Here is an 18,827-nt window from a genome sequence, read left to right as displayed (position 1 = left end):
GCCCGTTCGGATAATCCTGCATAATCCGCCAACATCATCCGGATCACCGAACAATGGATCGCTTCACGGCCATGCGCGCCTTCGTCCGTATCGTCGAGCGCCGCAGCTTCACCCGGGCCTCCGAAGACCTCGGCCTGCCACGGGCCACGGTGACCGACGCGATCAAGGCACTGGAACAGCGGCTGGGCGTGCGCCTGCTGCACCGGACCACGCGGCGGGTGGTGCCAACGCTGGAAGGCGAGGCCTTCTATGGCCGTTGCCTGCGCCTGATCGCCGACATGGATGATGCCGAGGCCGCGTTCCGTGACGCGCCGCCGCGCGGCCCGTTGCGCATTGAAGTGCATGGCACGCTGGGCCGGCACCTGCTGTTCCCGCACCTGCCGCAATTCCTGCAGCGCTACCCCGAGATCGAACTGGAGGTCAGCGAAGGCGACCGCTATGTTGACCTGCTGGGCGAAGGCGTGGATGCGGCGTTGCGGGTCGGGACGCTGGCCGACAGCGATCTGGCGGCGCGCCGGTTGACGATGCTGCGCGAGGTGACGGTCGCCTCGCCTGGCTACGTGCAGGCCAGGGGCGTGCCGGGCAGCATCGATGCCCTGCAGGACGGCCACCAGATGGTCGGCTACCGCTCCAGCACCAGCGGCCAGCTGATTCCCCTGGAGTTCCAGCAGCGCGGGCAGGTGCGCTATCTGCCGTTGCCGGCGCGGGTGCGTGTGTCCGGCGCGGATGCGTTCCTCGGTGCCGCGCTGGCAGGCCTGGGCATCATCCAGGCACCTCGCTACCGGATGGACCCGTACATCGCGCGCCGGCAGCTGGTGGAGCTGCTGCCGGAGGCGCCGCCGACGCCGAGTCCGTTGAGCCTGGTCTACCCGCGCAATCGCACGCCGTCGCCCCGGTTGCGGGTGTTCATCGACTGGGTGGCCGGAGTGTTCGAGCAGACCGGTGTTGCCGGCCAGCGGCCGGCACTACCGACGCAGCACGCGAAGCTGTCCGACCGCAGGGGGTAGTGCCGGCCGCTGGCCGGCATCACAGCGCTGCCAGCGGCCCCTGCATGCGATGGAAGCTGCCATCGGTGGCGGTGAACCAGGCCAGCGAACGCCCGCCCACGAAATCGTCGACATGCACGACCGTAGCGCCATCGGCTTCCTGCCACGAAATGGCATAGACCCCGTCGCTGATCCGCTGCCACTCGCAGGCGGCTTCGCCCTGCGCACCGGCATAGGCGCCGGAGACGATGGCGTACTGCATGTGGCGGCCATCGGCGCTGTAGACATTGTCGGCGGCCAGGCCGTCATAGCTGACGCGGAAGCGGCGGCCGGCGAACACGGGAAGGTCAGCGGCGGTGTTCATCGGATCGCCACCGGGTTGATGTTCACCTGGGTCGAGCCGACATACAGCGGTTGGCCGAGCACGAACAGGAATTCCCAGGCCTTGTCGCGCACCAGGGCACGGCTGTCGATCAGCTCCAGGTTGTAGATGCCGCGCTTGGCCAGCATGTACTGGTTGACCGGAAATTCCTCGGCACCGTTCGGGTTCGGGTAGACCTCCGAGGCCCAGGTGTCGCCACCGAAGGCGACGATGCCCTGGTCGGCCAGCCACTTCGCCGCCTCCATGCCGATGCCCGGTTCCACTTCCAGGAACTGTTTGTCGTCCTTGCCGATCAGTTCCAGCCAGCCGGTGTTGAACAGCACCACGTCGCCCTTGCGCAGGCTCAGGCCCTGCTTCTTCAGCACGGCCTGGATGTCGGCCACGGTGAACTCGGTGCCACCGGGCACGATCGCCTTGCCGTAGTACGCGGTCATGTCCAGCACGACGCCGCGGGTGACCATTGGCGGCACCTTCTCGACGCCGAGCTTGCGCACACCGTCCACGGTGACGAAGTCGGCGGCCTTGTTGCCGTTGTAGTAGACGTTGTCGATGCCGATATGGCCGATACCGTTGAGCTGGGTGCCAACACCGGTCCAGGCGTTCACCAGTTCATCGTTGAAGGTGAACCTGTTGGGGCCCAGCGACCTGCCGGCCTGCTGGCCGACCTGCACGTTGTACAGGCGGAAGCTGCGGTGGCGGAACGCGGGCAGGTTCTTGTCCACCGGCACCGCCAGCGGATAGGTCTTGCCGGTCCTGACCAGCGAGACCGCGTGCTTGACCACGTCGGCGGTCAGCAGGTTGGCCGCGCCGATCTCGTCGTCGGCGCCGTAGGCGGAGGGATACCAGTCCTCGGCGGTGGCCTGGAAGGACAGCGGCAGGGTGGCCAGCGCAAGCGCGGCCAGGGTCTTCATCTTCATGGCAAAGCTCCGGTAACTGTCAGGCCGTCGCGGCGGCGCGGGCATGGGCCGGGAAGCGCGGCAGCACGTACTCGGCGATTTCGTGGAAGGTTTCGGCCAACGGCCGTTCATTGCGGCGGAACTGCAGGCCGATGTGGTCGACACCGGCTGCCTGCATGGCGTGCAGCTCGGCCAAAAGGGCGTTGCGGCCGCCACGCAGGCCGAAGCGCCAGCGCTGCAAGGGGGCATCAGCATCGGCCACCAGGTCCAGGTGGATGAAGCTGGCATACGGCTTGTTGCCGGCCACGGCGCGCCAGGCCGCCACGCGCTGCGCATGGTCCTGTGGCGTGCCCGGGTAGGCCAGGCAACCCTCCATGTGCTGGCCGATCCATGCCGGTTGCTGCTGGGCCAGGCCGGCCACGAACAACGGCAGGGCCGGGCCATCTGCGGGCAGCACGTCCAGGCCCTGCGGCAGGTGCGCAGCGGCGCCTTCGCGCAGCAGTGCGATCTGCTCGCGGAAGCGGCGGCCACGGCTGTCGAAGTCGCGGCCGAACAGCGGGTACTCCACCGGGCGGTCGCCACTGGCTACGCCCAGCAGCAGGCGGTCGCCGCTCAGCCGCTGCACGCTGCGCGCCGACTTCAGGGTCAGCAACGGCTCCCGGATCGGCAGCACCACCGCACCGGTGCCCAGCAGGATGTGCTCGGTGATGCCGGCCAGGTAGCCCAGGTAACTGAATACCTCGAACACCTGCGCCGCATCGCCGAAGGCCGGGTCGTACACCGGCACGTCGCGTACCCAGAGCGCACGGAAGCCGAGGCGGTCGGCCAGCCGTGCCAGTTCCGCATGGCGCTGCAGGTCCGGTTCGCCGGGCAGGCGTCGCGCGGCGCGTCGTGCCTGTTCGCCCAGCGGCGTCCAGTCATTGTCCAGCGGTGCCTCGATGCCGATGCTGAAGCCACCGGCCTGCAGACGCGTCAACGCACTGCCCATGGCGAGGCGCCTCAGTCCCAGTCCGGGGCCAGGCCCGGCGGATCGACTTCGCGGCCGTTGCGGTCAAGCGCGGCGATCGCGGCCATGTCATCGGCATCCAGGTGCAGGTCCTGGGCGAGCAGGTTGCTGGCCAGGTTCTCGCGCTTGGTCGAGGACGGAATGACCGAGTAACCCCGCTGCAGGGCCCACGCCAGCGCGACCTGGGCGACGGTGGCCTGGTGCTTGTCGGCGATGGCGGCCAGCACCGGGTCCTTCAGCACCTTGCCGTAGGCCAGGGTCATGTAGGAGGTAACGGTGATGCCTTGTTCCTGCAGGAAGGCAGTCAGTGCCGGGTTCTGCAGGTAGGGGCTCAGTTCGATCTGGTTGGTGGCGATCTCGCCGGCGCCGACCACCTCGATGGCCTGCCGGGTCAGTTCGATGTTGAAGTTGGACACACCGATCTGACGGGTCAGGCCCAGCGATTTGGCTTCGGCCAGCGCGGTCATGTACTCGCGCAGTTCAACGCCATTGCCCGGCGCCGGCCAGTGGATCAGCAGCAGGTCGACGTACCCGGTGCGCAGCTTGGCCAGGCTGTCGCGCAGGCTCGGGCTCAGCTTGTCGGCGGCGTAGTTGTCGACCCAGATCTTGGTGGTCAGGAACAGCTGGTCGCGTGGCACGCCGGATTCGGCGATGGCCTGGCCGACCTCGGCTTCGTTGCCGTAGATCTGCGCGGTATCGACCGCACGGTAGCCGACGTCGAGGGCGTTGCGCACCGAATCGATGACGGTCTGGCCGGTCAGGCGGAAGGTGCCGACGCCAAAGGAAGGAACGCTCATGATGGACTCCAGGGACTTCGTTGAGAGCGGGTGGGCTCGGGACAGGGCGAAGTGTGGGCGCTTTACATTTGTTGATTAAGCCGTGTATACGGGAAATGCTTTTGCGGCGAGGTAAATAATGAAAACCACCCTGGATGAGCTGAAGGCCTTCGTGGCGGTGGTCGATGGTGGCTCCATCACGGCGGCGGCCGAGGCCCTGGAGCTGACCATCTCGGCCACCAGCCGCACCCTGGCGCGGCTGGAAGACAAGCTGCAGACCACGCTGCTGCGGCGGACCACGCGGCGGCTGGAACTGACCGAGGAGGGCGCGGCGTTCCTGGAGTACGCGCGCACGATCCTGGCCACGGTGGACGAGGCCGAGGAACAGATGGCCGCGCGGCGGCTGCAGCCGGTCGGGCGCCTGCGCGTGGACGCCGCCACGCCGTTCATGCTGCACGTGATCGTGCCGTTGCTGGAGGGCTTTCGCGAGCGCTACCCGCAGGTGGAGCTGGAGTTGAATTCCAACGAGGGCATCACCGACCTGATCGAAAAGCGCACCGATGTGGCGTTCCGCATCGGCGTGCTGCGCGATTCCACCCTGCATGCGCGACCGATCGGTCACAGCCGCATCCGCGTGGTGGCCAGCCCCGAGTACCTGCGACGGCACGGCACGCCGACGCGCGTGGAGCAGTTGCGCGAGCACGACCTGCTGGGTTTTACCCAGCCCAGTTCGTTGAACGAATGGCCACTACACGATGCCGATGGCGGCCCTTTCGTGATCGAGCCGGCGATCGCTTCATCCAGCGGCGAGACGCTGCGGCAGATGGCGGTGGCCGGGCTGGGCATCGCCTGCCTGTCCGACTTCCTGACCCGCCAGGATCGGCGTGATGGCCGCCTGGTGCAGCTGTTTGCCAGGCAGACGCAGGAAGTGCGGCAGCCGATCAATGCGGTGTACTACCGCAACACCGCGCTGGCCGCCCGCATCACCTGCTTCGTCGACCATGTGACGCAGACGCTCGGCCAGCGCCCGTTCGACGAATAAGGAGGGGTAGAGCCGGCCGCTGGCCGGCTTTTCCCACCTGACGGATCACCGCAGCTGCCGGCCAGCGGCCGGCACTACCGTTGGCTGTGTTGCATGTTTCAGTAGATCCACGCCATGCGTGGATGGCGTGTTCCAACCGACCCGCAGCCGGTGTTAGCGGTTGTGCAGCGCCCGCCGATTGCCGATGTGTGCTGCCGCCAGCATCATGCCGCCGCACGCGGTGGTGACGCCATGCCAGAGCAGTGATTCCTTCAGCGGCAGGTACAGCGAGGCTGACAGTAGAAGGATCGCGCCGACGCACGCCAGCCGCAGGGGCCGCCCGCGCCCGTGCCGGTGCAGCCCGGCCGAGGTACTCGCCAAGGCCAGCGACGAGGCCAGCAGCGCGAACAGCCATTCCCAGCGCGACATCACCAGCAGCACGGTCATCGCGCCATGGCCGGGGTGCTGGAACGAACGCAGCGCCATCATCGCTGCCGGCACGAAGGCCAGCAGCAGGGGCAGGGCGATGCAATGGGCGGCGCAGGCCAGGGACAGCCAGGCACCGGCAAGATCGAAGCGGGGGTGCCAGCGTGCCGAAGTTGGCGGCCGGGCCAGGGCCCTTGCGGGCGTCGTGGGGATGTGGTCCATAATGTTACATAGTAACAATTGGAGCGTCCCCCATGAAGCTTTCTGCTGCTCTTTTCCTGCTGCTGGCCGCCAGCGCCGCGCAGGCCCACGATATCCGCCAGCACGCACCGCACGTGCACGGCCAGGCCAGCGTCGATGTTGCGCTTGACCAGCAGACGCTGGAATTCGCCCTGCAGGCCCCCGGCATCGGCATCCTTGATTTCGAGCGGCCGCCGGCCAATGCGGCCGAGCAGTCCGCGCTGGCGCGTGCGACTGCGCTGCTGCAGGGCGGCAGCTGGGTCACCTTGCCTACCGCCGCGGGCTGCCGCCTTTCAGGCAACGATGCCAAGGCCGAGGGATTCGATGCGACGGCTGCCGCACCGCCATCAGGTCAGCATCGGCACGCGGGGTTCAGCGCAACGCTGCAGTACCACTGCGCCAAGCCTGCCGAGCTGCGGGCCATTGTCGTGCGCCTGCCCGCATTGTTCCCGGGCCTGCACGAAGTAATCGTCAACAGCGCCACCGCCCATGGCCAGAACCGCAGCGTGCTGACCCCGGACAACCTGCGCGTGGTGCTGGCTCCGTGAGCATGCGACCGGTGATCGCGCTGGATGGCGTGCAGTTCGGCTATGGCCGGCAGCTGGTGCTGGACGTGCCGCGGCTGTGGATCGAGCAGGGCAGCAGCGTGCTGCTGCGCGGGATCAGTGGCGGTGGCAAGAGCACGCTGCTGGGCCTGCTCGCGGGCGTGCTGCTGCCCTGCAAGGGCCGCATCGAGGTCGCCGGTCACGCGCTGCAGGCGATGCGTGGTGCCGCGCGGGACCGCTTCCGCGCCGACCACCTGGGTGTGATCTTCCAGCAGTTCAACCTGCTGCCGTTCCTCACCGTGCGCGACAACATCGCGCTGGGCCTGCGCTTCTCGCGCCTGCGCAGCGCACGCATCAGTGGCCCGTTGGATGCCGAGATCGCCCGCCTGCTGCAGGCCCTGCAGCTGGACCCGGCGCTGATGCAGCGGCGCGCAGGCACGCTCAGCGTCGGCCAGCAGCAGCGCGTGGCGGCGGCACGCGCCCTGATCGGCCGCCCGGCGTTGCTGCTGGCCGATGAGCCGACCTCGGCGCTCGACCGCGACGCGGCCACCGCGTTCCTGCAGCTGATGTCGGCGCAGTGCCAGGCAGCCGGCACCACAGTGCTGGTGGTCAGCCATGACGACAGCCTGCAGCCGTTGTTCGACCGCACCATTTCACTGTCCGAGATCAACCAGGCAGGTGCCGGCCATGCTTGAGCTTGCCTGGGCCAGCCTGCGCAGCCGCGCGTTGAGCGTGGGCCTGACCGTGCTGGTCATCACCCTCAGCGTGGTGCTGCTGCTGGGCGTCGAGCGTGTACGCACGCAGGCGCACGAGGGGTTTGCCAGCACCGTTTCGGGCACCGATCTGATCGTCGGTGCGCGTTCGGGGCCGGTGAACCTGCTGCTGTATTCGGTGTTCCATATCGGCGACCCGACCAACAACGTGTCCTGGCAGTCCTACCAGGAGCTGTCCGCGTTGCCGCAGGTGAAGTGGGCGGTGCCGCTTTCGCTGGGCGATTCCTGGCGCGGCTACCGCGTGGTCGGTACCAGCGATGGCTATTTCGAGCACTACCGCTACGGCGCCGGGCACGCGCTTGCGTTTGCGAGAGGACGGCCGTTCGATGACCTGTATGACGTGGTGATCGGTGCCGAGGTGGCACAGGCACAGAAGGTTGGTCTCGGTGACCAGATCGTGCTGGCGCATGGCACCGGCGCGGTCACCCTGGCCACGCATGCCGACAAGCCATTCCGTGTCGCCGGCATCCTGCAGCGCACCGGCACGCCGGTGGATTCGTCGCTGCTGGTCTCGCTGGCGGCCATCGAGGCGATCCACGTCGACTGGCGCTCGGGCGTGCAGCTGCGCAGCCAGAGCGTCAGCGCCGAGCGGGCGCGTCATCTGGATCTGACCCCGACCAGCATCACCGCCTTCATGCTCGGCCTGAACTCGCGCATTGCCACGTTTTCGGTGCAGCGCAGGATCAACGAGTATCCCGACGAGGCGATGCTGGCGATCCTGCCCGGCGTCACGCTGCAGCAGTTGTGGCAGTCGCTGGGCATGGCCGAACGGGCGCTGCAGCTGATCAGCGCGATGGTGGTGGCACTCGGCATGGTCTCGCTGGTGACGCTGCTGGTCTCGACCCTGCAGGAGCGGCGGCGCGAGATGGCGATCCTGCGTGCCACCGGGGCACGGCCGGGTTACATCGCTGCCCTGCTGGTGGTGGAGGCGGTGGCGACCAGCGCGGTGGCCTGCGCGCTGGCGCTGGTGCTTCTGGTTGCCGCCAGCATTGCCGGGCGCGGCTGGGCGCTGGCCAACTTTGGCCTGTCGATCACCCATGTCTGGCCGGACGGCCGCGAGCTGGCCTGGGTGGCAGGCGTGCTGGCGATCAGCGCTGTGGCCGGGCTGGTGCCGGCGTTGCTGGCCTACCGGCGCACGCTGGCCGATGGCCTGTCGCCGGGAGGCTGAGCATGCGCTGGATGCTGTCGCTGCCGATGGTGTTGGCCCTGGCCGCCTGCGAGCGGCCGGTGGATACCGGTGTGCAGGCCTTGCCACCCTCGCCGGTTGTCGACCGCGCTGACGCTGCGGATGCGGCAGAGCAGGAACTGGACTGGTTGCAGATGATGCCGAAGGACGAGCTGGCCGCGCTGGAGCGGGGCGAGGGCCCGGAGGTCGAGCACAACGGCAACCGGCGCATGCCGCAGTTCGGTACGTTCCGTACGGTGGATACGGTGCTGCAGCGACCGGTTCGCCTGCCGGGTTACGTGGTACCGCTGGCCAACGCGCAGGACGGGCGGCTGACCGAATTCCTGTTCGTGCCGTACTACGGCGCCTGCATCCACGTGCCACCCCCGCCGCCGAACCAGATCGTGCACGTGGTGCTGCCACGCCCCATCGCGATGCCGGACATGTACTCACCATTCTTCCTGGCCGGCACCCTGCGTGCCGAACGGCTGGATGACGATCTGGCCGGCTCCGCCTACACCATGCGCGATGCACAGCTGAGGCCTTATGAACCGTAGCCCCTTGTTGCTGGTGCTGGGATGCCTGTGGCTGGCGGGCTGTACGTCGCCGGGCGGCGATGCCGTGGCGGTCACGCCGAAGGACACGCCGGCTGCAGTCGCTACGGACGCTGCCGCGATCAACCGTTGGGATGCGTTGCGGCCCAATGAAGCCACCTACCAGCGCCCGCCGCCGCAGATCGGCCTGTCACGCGGTGGCATGGATGGCGTGGGCGGGCTGATCGACGACACCGGCTCAGGCACGCCGCCGGGGCAGGAGATCGACCATTCCAGCCCGGACCGCGCCAAGCAGTTCGGCTCTTCGCGCGTGGTCGACGCTGTCGATGGTCGCGCGGTCGATCTGGATGGCTACGTGGTGCCGCTCGGCACCAACGATGCCGGCCTGGTCGATGAACTGCTGTTCGTGCCGTTCTACGGGGCCTGCATCCACGTGCCGCCGCCGCCACCCAACCAGATCATCCACGTGACCCTGGCGACGCCGATCGCGTTGGGCGATCTGTGGGATCCGTACCGGCTTGCCGGCCGCCTGCAGGTGAAGCGTTTCGACGCGGACATCGCCAGCGCGTCCTACGATGCTGCGGCGGCCACGCTGACGGCGATCCACAACTGATGCCGCGGCGCTGGATCATGGCTGCCGGGGTGCTGCTGGGCGCAGTCGTGCTGCTGGTGTGGTGGCAGCGGCAGCGCGCCCCCATCGCGCCACCGGCGGTCGCGTTTCCGGCGCCTTCTTCCGACGCCAGCCAACGCATCGAACAGCGCCTGGGTGATGACCCCGCGTTTCGCAACGACGTGCTCTTCCTGCTCGCAGCAACATTGCGCGACCGCTGCCAGCCAGCGCAGGCGGGGCTGCTGGCGCGCATGGCCAATCGTGCATCGCTGCCGGTGCTGGCGGCAGTCAGCGCGGTGACCCAGCAGGACCCATCGCTGGACCGGCCGATCTACCAGTACATCCAGCACCGCGCCGATGCGACGCCGTGCGGGCAGCCGCTGCAGATGCCGTTGGCCGGTGGGCGCAGCATGGCCGTGCACATCGAACAGTATGCGCGCACGTTTCCGGACAGCTACTTCGACCCGCAACGCAGCAGCGAACCGCGGGATTTTGGTGGACTGTCGCTGCAGCAGCGTGCCGGCAACGCCTGCAACAGCGTGGTGTATTCGGTGCTGCCGCTCGGTGGCACCGACTGGCGGTGCAGCAGCCTGCGCGCGAATGCCCGTGCGCGGGTGCGCGGCCTGTGCGAGGACGAGCTGCGGCGCCAGCATGGGGGAACTGGCGGGGAACTGGACATGGCCGTGGGGCAGGGGATGCAGGCGGCGGTGGTATCGGCGATCGCCGCGCTGCCCGAAGACTGCCGGTGAGCGTCTACCCGCAGTGCCAGGGCACCCCTGGCCCGTTTCAGTAGAGCCAGGCCATGCCTGGCTGGCGGCGCAGTCGAGCAAGCCCGCCTCTACAAAAGCTGAATCGGTGGGCTTTGAAGGCCATAACTATACAGGACATCCTGTATAGTTATGATCATACTCCACCCCACCAGGTTCTCCCATGGCTCTATCCCAGCCCTTGGCCGGTGCTCCGGCCCTGTCGCGTGCCCGTCGCTGGGCACTGCTGTTCACCGTCGCCGCCGGCCTGCTGCTGGTCACGCTCGACAACTCCGTGCTCTACACCGCACTGCCGACGCTGACCGAAGAACTCTCGGCCAGTGCCGGCCAGGCGCTGTGGATCATCAACGCCTATCCGCTGGTGATGGCCGGCCTGCTGCTGGGTGCGGGTACGCTGGGCGACCGCATCGGCCACCGCCGCATGTTCCTGATCGGCCTGATGGTGTTCGGCGTGGCCTCGCTGGCGGCGGCGTTCGCCGACACTGCAGCGCAGCTGATTGCCGCACGCGCGTTCCTGGCGGTCGGCGCGGCCGCGATGATGCCGGCCACGCTGGCGCTGATCGGCCTGAGCTTCCACGAAGAGCGCGAACGCAACATCGCCATCGCGATCTGGGGTTCGGTGGCCATCGTCGGTGCGGCGCTCGGCCCGATCATTGGCGGCTGGCTGCTGCAGCACTTCTGGTGGGGCTCGGTGTTCCTGATCAACGTGCCGGTGGTGGTGGTCGCCTTCGTGGCCACGCTGCTGCTGGCACCGGAAGGCCAGCGCGACACCTCGCGGCCGTGGGACCTGGTTTCGTCGCTGCTGGCATTGGCAGCACTGTCCGGCCTGGTGCTGGCGATCAAGTCGCTGATCGCGACGCCGCCGTCGTACGCCCTGGGCGGGGGCGCGCTGCTGTTGGCCGTCATCAGCGGCGCAGCGTTCGCACGCCGCCAGCAGCAGCTGCCGTACCCGCTGCTGGACTTCGCGATCTTCCGCAACCCGGCGTTCCTGGCCGGCACGCTGTCGGCAGTGTTCACCCTGTTCGCCATGGCCGGCCTGCAGCTGGTCACCACCCAACGCTTCCAGCTGGTGGCGGGCTTTACGCCGCTGCAGGCGGGCCTGCTGGTGTCAGTGGCAGCGCTGGGCAGCCTGCCCAGTGCGCTGCTGGGCGGCAGCATCCTGCACCGAGTGGGCCTGCGCCCTTTGATCTGCGGCGGCCTGGCCGCAGGTGCGCTGGGCGTCGGCGTGGTGGCGTTCGGCTTCCCGCACGGCCTTGGTTGGGTCGTCGCGGGCATGGCGATCATGGGCTTTGGCATGGGTTCGGCCATCTCGGTGGCGTCCACGGCCATCCTCAACAACGTGCCGGCGCATCGTGCGGGCATGGCCTCGTCGGTGGAAGAGGTGTCCTATGAGTTCGGCGGCCTGCTGGCGGTGGCGATGCTGGGCAGTCTTAGCGCTGCGATGTACAGCGCGTTCCTGCCGGTCTCGGCCGATATGCCGGCGCTGGCCCGCGAGGGTTTCACCCAGGCGCTGCATGCCGCGCGCGCGAGCGGGCAGGGCGAGTGGTTCGCACTGGCTGCGGCGGCATATGACCGTGGCTACCAGATCGTGCTGCTGGTGATCACGGCGGTGCTGGGAGCGGGCGCGACGATCATCGCGCGCCTGCTGCGCGGCCGCGTTGGCAGCCGCGAGGGCGCGGCCGATCGCGTAAAATGACGCGATGAGAACCAGCAAGCGCGACCGCATCCTCGACGCCGCCGTCAACGTGATCAATCGTGACGGCGTGCGCGCGGTGACCTTCGAGTCGGTGGCGGCCGAGGCCAAGCTGACCCGTGGCGGCCTGCTCTACCACTTCCCGTCGCGCGAGGCGCTGCTGCGCGGCATCGACGAGCACCTGGTACAGGCCTGGGAGTCGTCGATGGAAACGCTGCTGGGCAAGCGTGCGGACGAAGCCTCGGCGCTGGAACGTTACCAGACCTTCGTGCGCGTCTCGGCGCAGAGCGCTACCCGTGCCGAGCTGATGTTCATGCTCGAATCGGCCGACCCGGACGCCGATGAGCGCCCGTGGGGCCCGGCGGTACGCCGCTGGGCGCCGTTGCCGCCGTCGGCCGGGCAGAATGACCCGGCCGCGCTCGACAATTTCGTAGCACGGCTGGCCGCCGACGGCCTGTGGATCTACGAGGCGATGTACGAAGGGCAGCTGGATGAAGGCGTGCGCGCCCAGGTGGCCGAGCGCATCGCCGGGCTGCTGGCGAAGTCTGACGGCACGTCCAGTTGAGCGGCCGGTCGGCGCGCAGACATCGCCCGTGGTAGAGCCGACCGCTGGTCGGCTGCCCTTCGGTCAGGCCACGGAAATGCCGCTTCGATCGTCCGTGGCAGTGCCGACCGCTGGTCGGCTGCTCTTCGGTCAGATCACGAAAATGCCGCATCGGTAGAGTCGATCGTTAGTCGACTGCCCTTCGGTCGGACAACGAACATCCCGCGCGTCGCGCGATAGTCGACCAGCGGCCGACTCTACCCCCTCACCCTTTACCCGGCCTGGGCGGTGCTCGCGGCCAACCACGCCCGCGGCGAGGCCCCCAACCGCTTGCGGAACGCCTTCGACAGTGACGCGGTATCGGCAAACCCCACCTCGACCGCTACCTGCTTGACCGCCACGCCGGCCCGCAGCTGCGCGCAGGCCAGGCTCAGCCGCCAGTCCAGCAGATAAGCGGCCGGCGTCGCCTGCATCACCTCCTTGAACACCGCCGCGAACGCGCTGCGCGACATGCCGGCGGTCGCCGCCATGCGCGGCAGCGTCCATTCGTCCTGCGGTGCCTGGTGCATCGCCACCAGCGCGCGTGCCAGCCGCGCATCGGACAGCCCCCGCATCAACCCGTGGCTGACGCCGGCTGCATCCGGGTGGTCGACCACCCAGCGCAGGATCTGGATCAGCGCCACCTCGAACAGGCGATTGGTCAGCAGCCGTGAACCGCAGCGCTGGCGATCGGCCTCGGCAAACAGCAGCTGCAGGGTGTCATCCAGTTCGCCGATGGCCGCCAGTGGCACCACCATCACCGGCGGCAGCGACTGCACGATCGGATTGCGCGCACCGCCATCGAAATCCAGCGTGGCGCAGGTGAAATCCGGGCCATCCAGCGGCGCGTTGAAGAACACATGGTGCAGCGGCTGCGGGTACAGCAGCAGGCTGGGTGTGTCGATCTTCAGCCGGGGCAGCGCGCTATCGCCGTCGGGATGGCGGACTTCCATTTCACCCTGGCGCAGGATGTGCAGGAACGCACGACCGGGCTGCGGCTCGAAGACGTGCTGCCCGCACAGCGGGCCACTGTGGAACAGCGCCGCCTGCACCCGGAAGCGTTCCAGCAGGCAGGAGAGTCGATCTGGCGCAAGGGCGGCGGCGGGCATGATCATGGACGTATGGACAACATGTGCGGAGAATTACGGCTGATGAGTCCGGAGAGTCTACCTAGGATGGGCAGGTCGTCCAATCCCGGACGCTTTCCCAAGGAGATCCACCATGTCCCGTGTCCCTCTGATCGATGCCGCCAACACCACCGCCGACCGCCAGGTCCTGCTGGGCCAGGTCCACGCCGCTTTCGGCGCCACCCCGGCCATGTTCCGCGCCGTGGCCAACTCGCCGGCCGCCCTGCAGAGCATGTGGGGTTCGTTCGGCGCGCTGGGCGGCGGTCGCCTGTCGCCGCTGCTGGGCGAGCAGATCGCCGTGGCCATCGCCAACCGCAACGCCTGCGAGTACTGCCTGGCCGCGCACACGGCATTGGGCCGCAAGGCCGGCGCCAGCAGCGAGCAGATGACCGCCGCGCAGATCGGCCAGTCCAGCGACCCGGCCACTGCGGCGGCGCTCGACTTCGCGTTGAAGGTGGTCGAGCAGCGTGCGCAGATCGCCGACGGCGACGTGCAGGCGCTGCGCGCGGCTGGCTTCGATGATGAGCAGATCGTGGAGATCCTCGCGCATGTGGCGCTCAACCTGTTCACCAACTACGTCAACGTGGCGTTCGACGTGCCGGTGGACTTCCCGAAGGTCGCGCTGCGCTGAGTGCAATTGCTCCGGGCAGCAGAGTGCTGCCCGGACTCAGGCCCGCAGCTCAGTGGCTACGCCGGCTGGAAGCTGAAACCGCGTTCGCGCAGCGCTCTGATGTAGCCGTTCCCGTCGAACGCATCTGCAATATCGAGCATCGCAAGCGTGGTTGATCTTCCCGCAGTTACGGTTTCCACTGCGCTGAGCCAGGCCTCGCGTCGAAGCGTGTCCAGCTCGTTGCTGCCAGTCGCTGTCACGTGCATATCCATAGGCACGTCATGCCCACACATGCCAAGGGCATCGCCCTGCGCCCAGGCCTTGGACTGAACACGGGCGGTATGGTGAAGGCGACGGAGTCGTTCGACCTGCACCGCAAACCGTGTCGTGTCATCCAGTGCAGGATGCGGTTTACCGCAGTCGTCAGCTGCCGCGATGTCGATAGCCAGTTCAGTGCGCGGCACGAAGTAGCGGGCTCCGCCCGCGCGTCCTATCCTGCGCAGCTCCTTGCAGAATGCCTTCGGCGACTCCAGCTGATGCCTGGCCATGACGGCCTTGCGCAGCGCTCTGGCCGCGAAGTGGGGACGCAGGCGTTCCAGCTCGATTGGATCGATTCCGCACTCATTCAATGCCGCTTGCCATTCTGCATGGACGTCCGCCGGCAGAACATCCTTCAGGGTCAGGTTGTCGGGATTGTGGTGGATGGTTTCGGCTTCAGACACCGCACGGGCCAGTGTGAACAACGCGCTCAGTCCCGAGCCCTCCCATCTGCCGGTGATGTCCACCTTCGGTCGGCCCAGAATGGTGTGCGCAACCGCGGCAATGCGTCCTGCTTCGCCCGTCACGCATCGCATCGATCCGGGTAGCGCGGTGGGGACGGGCAGGATCCACAGGTGGGCCTCTTCACGCCTTGCCTGCCAGAGCGCCGGACCTTCTGCACGGATCGTGGGGGGAGGCAGGGCATCCGTTACCTTGGTTCCGCGGCTTCCGGAAGCCGGCGCACCTGCCAACGTACGGTGCACGGAAACATCAAGGGAAACCGACAGCAGTGAGCGTGGTTGCCGGGCAGCCGACATGGGAACTCCAGAAAGGACCATGATGAGTGTCCTCGATGGTGCGTGGCGCGCCGATTGCTGGCTATCGGACTACGACGATTTCGCCTTGGCTGGGCGAGGGGCCCGGAAGCCGTTGCGGTAGAGTCGACAGTTAATCGACTGCTCGTCCTTCAGGTGCCCGGAAACCTCGCGCCACGAGTGATAGTCGACCCTACGCAGCGGAGATTACCGGTCGTCCGCCTGCAACCGGTCCGGATGGGTATACACATTGAACCCGCTCTCCCGCGCGAACCCGACCAGGCACAGGCCGGCACTGCGGGCCAGGTCGATCGCCAGCGCGGTCGGTGCCGAGACTGCAGCCAGTACGCTGGCACCGGCGCGCACCGCCTTGCTGACCATTTCGTAGCTGGCCCGGCTGGAAATCACCAGCAGGCCGCCTTCGATGGCGTGTTCGTTGTGGTGCAGCGCACCGATCAGCTTGTCCAGTGCATTGTGGCGTCCGACATCCTCCCGCACCCAGCCGATGCGTCCACTGGCATCGGCCCAGGCCGCGGCGTGGGTGGAGCCGCTTGCCGCATTCATCGGCTGGTGCTGCGTCAGCGTGGCCAGCGCGCGCTGCAGAGCGGCGGGCGAGTAGCTGCGTCGCTCGCGGATCTGCGGCAGTGGGCGCAGCACTTCTTCCAGCTGGCGCGTGCCGCACAGGCCACAGCCACCACGACCGGGCAGCAGGCGTCCATTGGACGGGTCCAGGTCGGCACCGGGTGCCTCCTCAGCCACGGTCATCTGTAACTCGATGCCTTCCAGCTGCGGGCGGATCTCGATCGACAGCAGCTGCGAGGGGGTGTCGATCAGGCCTTCGCTGAGCGAGAAGCCGAGCGCGAAGTCTTCCAGGTCGCACGGTGTGGCCATCATCACCGCAAAGGCGGTGCCGTTGTAGCGCAGCGCCACCGGCACTTCTTCGGCCACCACATCGACCTGCTGCTGTTGCCCCTCGTTGCGCCAGCGCTGCAGCGGGCGTTGGGCGGTGCCGGCAGGTGGGGTGTGCGGCGGGATCGAATCAGGCATGCAGCGCGTCCGGACAAGGGAGAAACGCGGGCGGGCCACCGCCTGCGGTTTCGAGGATAGCGCAGTGGTCGCGCGCAGACGCGGCTGTAACCGTTGCCATGGCAGGTTGTGCTGAAAACCGCCTGTACCCTCTGGCGAAGCCGCGCAGGCCGTGCTTGACTGTGCGGCTGGTCGTGCCATTGACTGCGCCGCCGGACCGCGTTGTGCCGATTGTTGCTGCGTTCCTTCCGTAAGGTTCCCTAACATGTCCGAGCAGAAACCGCCGCGTTACAAGCCCTACAACCAGCCGGCCGGCGGCTGGGGTGCCGCCGGTGCCACCGCCAAGGTGCTGCTGCAGCAGAGTGTGATCGGCAAGGGGTCGAAGGCGCTGCTGGCGATGAACCAGCCCGGTGGCTTCAAGTGCCCCAGCTGCGCGTTCCCCGATGCCGACGAACGCAGGAAGCTGGAGTTCTGCGAGAACGGCGCGAAGGCACTGGCCTGGGAGGCTACGGAGTTCCGGGCCGGCCGCGAGTTGTTCGCCCGCCACACCGTCACGGAGCTGATGGCGCAGACCGACTACTGGTTGGAGATGCAGGGCCGGCTGACCGAGCCGATGCGCTACGACGCAGCCACCGACCACTACGTGCCGTGCAGCTGGGACGATGCCTTTGCACTGATCGGTCGCCACCTGCAGGCGCTGGACAGCCCACACCAGGCCGAGTTCTACACCTCCGGGCGCACGCCCAACGAAGCGGCGTTCCTGTATTCGATCTTCGTGCGCGAGTTTGGTACCAACAACTTCCCGGACTGCTCGAACATGTGCCACGAGCCGACCAGCCGCGGCCTGCCGCCGGCCATCGGGGTGGGCAAGGGCACCATCGTGCTGCAGGATTTCGGGCACGCCGAGGCGATCTTCGTGATCGGCCAGAACACCGGCACCAATTCACCGCGGATGATGAGCAACCTGGTCGATGCGCGCAAACGCGGCATCCCGATTGTGGCGGTCAATCCGATGCCCGAGCGCGCGCTGATCCGCTTTGCCGAGCCGCAGGACGTGGTGCAGATGGCCACGTTCGGTTCGACCGAGATCACCAGCGAGTTCGTGCACATCCGCATCGGCGGCGACCTGGCCCTGATCAAGGGCATGATGAAGGTGATGTTCGAGCGCGAGGCGCAGGGCGAGCGCGTGCTCGACCATGATTTCCTGTCAGAACACACAGTGGGCCTGGAGGCGCTGCGCGAGGATGTGTTGGCGCAGGACTGGGACCAGATCGTGCAGGTATCCGGCATCTCGCAGGCGCAGATACACCGCTGTGCGGAGATCTACATCCGCTCCAAGGCCACCGTGATCTGCTACGGCATGGGCCTGACCCAGCATCAGTACGGCTCGCGCCTGCTGCAGCAGGTCGCCAACCTGCTGATGCTGCGTGGCAACTTCGGCAAGCCCGGTGCTGGCATAGGGCCGATCCGTGGTCATTCCAATGTGCAGGGCGACCGCACCGTCGGCATCGACGAGAAGCCCAAGCCGGCCTACCTGGACCGCGTGCAGCAGGTGTTCGGCTTCGATCCGCCGCGTGAGCATGGCCACCATGTGGTCGAGTCCATCGAGGCGATGCTGGACGGCAGCGCCAAGGTGTTCATCGGCCTGGGGGGCAACTTCATCCATGCGGTGCCCGATACGCCTCGCGCGTATGAAGCGATGCGTGGGCTGGACTTGACCGTGGGCATCGCCACCAAGCTCAATCGAGGTCATCTGGTTCATGGCCGCGATGCGCTGATCCTGCCGGTAGTGGCGCGCTCGGAGCGCATCGTCACGCCGGCCGGCGAGCAGTTCGTCACCATCGAAGACGCGATGTCGAACGTGACCGCCTCGCGCGGCGTGCTCGAACCGGTCAGCACGGAGGTGCTGCCCGAGGTCGAGATCGTCTGCCGCATGGCGATGGCTGCGCTGCCGCACAGCAAGGTCGACTGGGCGCGCTGCATGCACGACTATGCACCTATTCGCGAACTGATCGCTGCCGTGTACCCGGAGATCTACACCGGCTTCAACGAGCGCATCCAGCAGCCGCACGGTTTCCATCTGGACATTCCGCCGCGCCGCCGCGTGTGGCCCACGCCCAATGGCAAGGCCAACATCCTGGTGATGCCCGGCCTGGACGTCGACGATCCGGTGCACGATCCGGACATGTTGCGGTTGGCCACCGTGCGCTCGCACGACCAGTACAACACCACGATCTACAGCTACAACGATCGCTATCGCGGCGTGTACAACGATCGCATGGTGCTGTTCATGAACATCGAGGACCGGCTGGCGCGCGGGCTGGAGAAGGAGGCGCTGGTCAGCCTGGAGACGATCAGCCGCGATGGCGTGCCGCGGCGCGTCGAGGGCCTGACCGTACTGGACTACCCGATGCCGCGCGGCGCGCTGGCCGGTTACTACCCGGAACTGAACCCGTTGTTGCCACTGGACTACTACGACCGCATCAGCGGCACGCCCGCTGCCAAGTCGATTCCGGTGCGGATGAGTGCAATGGCGGCGGCGATTGCGTGACACGCGCATCGGCTATC

Annotated in this window: 20 protein-coding genes; 12 read left to right on the top strand and 8 right to left on the bottom strand. The window is 67.6% G+C overall.

All coding sequences use genetic code 11. The annotated features are described in order from the left end of the window. Positions 1–53: 53 nt before the first annotated feature. Positions 54–1,007, top strand: coding sequence for a LysR family transcriptional regulator (locus PEM_RS09300; protein ID WP_111129355.1), 954 nt, complete (start codon positions 54–56; stop codon positions 1,005–1,007). Between the two features lie 19 nt (positions 1,008–1,026). Here the strand turns inward: PEM_RS09300 and PEM_RS09295 are convergent, their stop codons facing one another. The 4 genes from PEM_RS09295 to dkgB are packed head-to-tail and all read right to left on the bottom strand — an operon-like array spanning position 1,027 to position 4,067. Further along, complete coding sequence (locus PEM_RS09295) at positions 1,027–1,350, bottom strand: adenylate cyclase (protein ID WP_111129353.1); 324 nt, start codon at positions 1,348–1,350, stop codon at positions 1,027–1,029. Further along, a complete protein-coding gene (locus PEM_RS09290) occupies positions 1,347–2,285 on the bottom strand; it encodes a cyclase family protein (RefSeq protein WP_111129351.1) in 939 nt (312 codons plus the stop codon). Before PEM_RS09290 ends, PEM_RS09295 begins: the two co-directional genes overlap by 4 nt. Before the next feature lie 19 nt (positions 2,286–2,304). Next, entirely contained in the window at positions 2,305–3,252 is a 948-nt protein-coding gene (locus PEM_RS09285; protein WP_005416725.1) for a TIGR03571 family LLM class oxidoreductase, read from the bottom strand. An 11-nt stretch (positions 3,253–3,263) separates the two neighbouring features. Further along, positions 3,264–4,067 (bottom strand): 2,5-didehydrogluconate reductase DkgB, encoded by an 804-nt coding sequence (dkgB, locus tag PEM_RS09280; RefSeq protein WP_111129350.1) that lies wholly within the window; start codon positions 4,065–4,067, stop codon positions 3,264–3,266. 118 nt (positions 4,068–4,185) lie between these two features. On the opposite strand from dkgB, the gene PEM_RS09275 reads away from it, so the two are divergent. Beyond that, entirely contained in the window at positions 4,186–5,088 is a 903-nt protein-coding gene (locus PEM_RS09275; protein WP_111129348.1) for a LysR family transcriptional regulator, read from the top strand. A gap of 153 nt (positions 5,089–5,241) precedes the next feature. On the opposite strand, the gene PEM_RS09270 is transcribed toward PEM_RS09275, so the two are convergent. Continuing rightward, entirely contained in the window at positions 5,242–5,715 is a 474-nt protein-coding gene (locus tag PEM_RS09270; RefSeq protein WP_111129346.1) for a MerC domain-containing protein, read from the bottom strand. Between the two features lie 32 nt (positions 5,716–5,747). Here PEM_RS09270 and PEM_RS09265 point away from each other — a divergent pair, with 32 nt between their 5' ends. From PEM_RS09265 to PEM_RS09230, 8 genes are all read left to right on the top strand, one after another. Continuing rightward, positions 5,748–6,281: a DUF2796 domain-containing protein gene (locus tag PEM_RS09265; RefSeq protein WP_095377519.1), complete on the top strand. Its 534-nt coding sequence runs from the start codon at positions 5,748–5,750 to the stop codon at positions 6,279–6,281. After that, positions 6,278–6,973: an ATP-binding cassette domain-containing protein gene (locus tag PEM_RS09260; protein WP_111129344.1), complete on the top strand. Its 696-nt coding sequence runs from the start codon at positions 6,278–6,280 to the stop codon at positions 6,971–6,973. The genes PEM_RS09265 and PEM_RS09260 overlap by 4 nt, the downstream gene beginning before the upstream one ends. Beyond that, positions 6,966–8,219 (top strand): ABC transporter permease, encoded by a 1,254-nt coding sequence (locus PEM_RS09255; RefSeq protein WP_111129342.1) that lies wholly within the window; start codon positions 6,966–6,968, stop codon positions 8,217–8,219. The genes PEM_RS09260 and PEM_RS09255 overlap by 8 nt, the downstream gene beginning before the upstream one ends. 2 nt (positions 8,220–8,221) lie before the next feature. Further along, positions 8,222–8,773 (top strand): DUF3299 domain-containing protein, encoded by a 552-nt coding sequence (locus tag PEM_RS09250; protein ID WP_005416718.1) that lies wholly within the window; start codon positions 8,222–8,224, stop codon positions 8,771–8,773. Further along, entirely contained in the window at positions 8,763–9,383 is a 621-nt protein-coding gene (locus PEM_RS09245; RefSeq protein ID WP_111129340.1) for a DUF3299 domain-containing protein, read from the top strand. The genes PEM_RS09250 and PEM_RS09245 overlap by 11 nt, the downstream gene beginning before the upstream one ends. Beyond that, the gene (locus PEM_RS09240; protein ID WP_111129338.1) at positions 9,383–10,129 is read left to right on the top strand and encodes a hypothetical protein; all 747 of its coding nucleotides are present in this window, start codon (positions 9,383–9,385) and stop codon (positions 10,127–10,129) included. The genes PEM_RS09245 and PEM_RS09240 overlap by 1 nt, the downstream gene beginning before the upstream one ends. Before the next feature lie 181 nt (positions 10,130–10,310). Continuing rightward, on the top strand, positions 10,311–11,843 hold the full coding sequence (locus PEM_RS09235; protein WP_095377523.1) for an MFS transporter: 1,533 nt from the start codon (positions 10,311–10,313) through the stop codon (positions 11,841–11,843). A 4-nt stretch (positions 11,844–11,847) separates the two neighbouring features. Further along, positions 11,848–12,405 carry a TetR/AcrR family transcriptional regulator gene (locus PEM_RS09230; RefSeq protein WP_005416714.1) on the top strand — a complete coding sequence of 186 codons (558 nt, stop codon included), beginning with the start codon at positions 11,848–11,850 and terminating at the stop codon, positions 12,403–12,405. A 251-nt stretch (positions 12,406–12,656) separates the two neighbouring features. On the opposite strand, the gene PEM_RS09225 is transcribed toward PEM_RS09230, so the two are convergent. After that, positions 12,657–13,538: an AraC family transcriptional regulator gene (locus PEM_RS09225; RefSeq protein ID WP_111129336.1), complete on the bottom strand. Its 882-nt coding sequence runs from the start codon at positions 13,536–13,538 to the stop codon at positions 12,657–12,659. A 106-nt stretch (positions 13,539–13,644) separates the two neighbouring features. Between PEM_RS09225 and PEM_RS09220 the strand changes: the two genes are divergently transcribed. Beyond that, on the top strand, positions 13,645–14,181 hold the full coding sequence (locus PEM_RS09220; protein WP_095377525.1) for a peroxidase-related enzyme: 537 nt from the start codon (positions 13,645–13,647) through the stop codon (positions 14,179–14,181). Positions 14,182–14,237: 56 nt separating this feature from the next. Here PEM_RS09220 and PEM_RS09215 read toward each other — a convergent pair whose 3' ends face one another. Next, positions 14,238–15,236, bottom strand: a complete 999-nt coding sequence (locus tag PEM_RS09215) for a TraB/GumN family protein (RefSeq protein WP_162911588.1) — start codon at positions 15,234–15,236, stop codon at positions 14,238–14,240. Between the two features lie 204 nt (positions 15,237–15,440). Beyond that, the gene (gene fdhD, locus PEM_RS09210) at positions 15,441–16,280 is read right to left on the bottom strand and encodes a formate dehydrogenase accessory sulfurtransferase FdhD (RefSeq protein ID WP_111129332.1); all 840 of its coding nucleotides are present in this window, start codon (positions 16,278–16,280) and stop codon (positions 15,441–15,443) included. A 244-nt stretch (positions 16,281–16,524) separates the two neighbouring features. Between fdhD and PEM_RS09205 the strand changes: the two genes are divergently transcribed. Beyond that, a complete protein-coding gene (locus PEM_RS09205; RefSeq protein ID WP_111129331.1) occupies positions 16,525–18,810 on the top strand; it encodes an FdhF/YdeP family oxidoreductase in 2,286 nt (761 codons plus the stop codon). The last annotated feature ends 17 nt before the right edge of the window (positions 18,811–18,827 follow it).

The sequence above is a fragment of the Stenotrophomonas sp. Pemsol genome, assembly GCF_003586545.1.
GTDB classification, from domain to species: domain Bacteria; phylum Pseudomonadota; class Gammaproteobacteria; order Xanthomonadales; family Xanthomonadaceae; genus Stenotrophomonas; species Stenotrophomonas sepilia.
This window is presented reverse-complemented; position numbering and strand designations above follow the sequence as displayed.

Coding starts and splice junctions, on each gene's coding strand:
- PEM_RS09255 (WP_111129342.1), top strand. CDS start 6,966: ATGCTTGAGCTTGCCTGGGCCAGCCTGCGCAGCCGCGCGTTGAGCGTG.
- PEM_RS09250 (WP_005416718.1), top strand. CDS start 8,222: ATGCGCTGGATGCTGTCGCTGCCGATGGTGTTGGCCCTGGCCGCCTGC.
- PEM_RS09275 (WP_111129348.1), top strand. CDS start 4,186: ATGAAAACCACCCTGGATGAGCTGAAGGCCTTCGTGGCGGTGGTCGAT.
- PEM_RS09235 (WP_095377523.1), top strand. CDS start 10,311: ATGGCTCTATCCCAGCCCTTGGCCGGTGCTCCGGCCCTGTCGCGTGCC.
- PEM_RS09240 (WP_111129338.1), top strand. CDS start 9,383: ATGCCGCGGCGCTGGATCATGGCTGCCGGGGTGCTGCTGGGCGCAGTC.
- fdhD (WP_111129332.1), bottom strand. CDS start 16,280: ATGCCTGATTCGATCCCGCCGCACACCCCACCTGCCGGCACCGCCCAA.
- PEM_RS09285 (WP_005416725.1), bottom strand. CDS start 3,252: ATGGGCAGTGCGTTGACGCGTCTGCAGGCCGGTGGCTTCAGCATCGGC.
- PEM_RS09205 (WP_111129331.1), top strand. CDS start 16,525: ATGTCCGAGCAGAAACCGCCGCGTTACAAGCCCTACAACCAGCCGGCC.
- PEM_RS09295 (WP_111129353.1), bottom strand. CDS start 1,350: ATGAACACCGCCGCTGACCTTCCCGTGTTCGCCGGCCGCCGCTTCCGC.
- PEM_RS09230 (WP_005416714.1), top strand. CDS start 11,848: ATGAGAACCAGCAAGCGCGACCGCATCCTCGACGCCGCCGTCAACGTG.
- PEM_RS09220 (WP_095377525.1), top strand. CDS start 13,645: ATGTCCCGTGTCCCTCTGATCGATGCCGCCAACACCACCGCCGACCGC.
- dkgB (WP_111129350.1), bottom strand. CDS start 4,067: ATGAGCGTTCCTTCCTTTGGCGTCGGCACCTTCCGCCTGACCGGCCAG.
- PEM_RS09265 (WP_095377519.1), top strand. CDS start 5,748: ATGAAGCTTTCTGCTGCTCTTTTCCTGCTGCTGGCCGCCAGCGCCGCG.
- PEM_RS09245 (WP_111129340.1), top strand. CDS start 8,763: ATGAACCGTAGCCCCTTGTTGCTGGTGCTGGGATGCCTGTGGCTGGCG.
- PEM_RS09215 (WP_162911588.1), bottom strand. CDS start 15,236: ATGTCGGCTGCCCGGCAACCACGCTCACTGCTGTCGGTTTCCCTTGAT.
- PEM_RS09290 (WP_111129351.1), bottom strand. CDS start 2,285: ATGAAGATGAAGACCCTGGCCGCGCTTGCGCTGGCCACCCTGCCGCTG.
- PEM_RS09225 (WP_111129336.1), bottom strand. CDS start 13,538: ATGATCATGCCCGCCGCCGCCCTTGCGCCAGATCGACTCTCCTGCCTG.
- PEM_RS09300 (WP_111129355.1), top strand. CDS start 54: ATGGATCGCTTCACGGCCATGCGCGCCTTCGTCCGTATCGTCGAGCGC.
- PEM_RS09270 (WP_111129346.1), bottom strand. CDS start 5,715: ATGGACCACATCCCCACGACGCCCGCAAGGGCCCTGGCCCGGCCGCCA.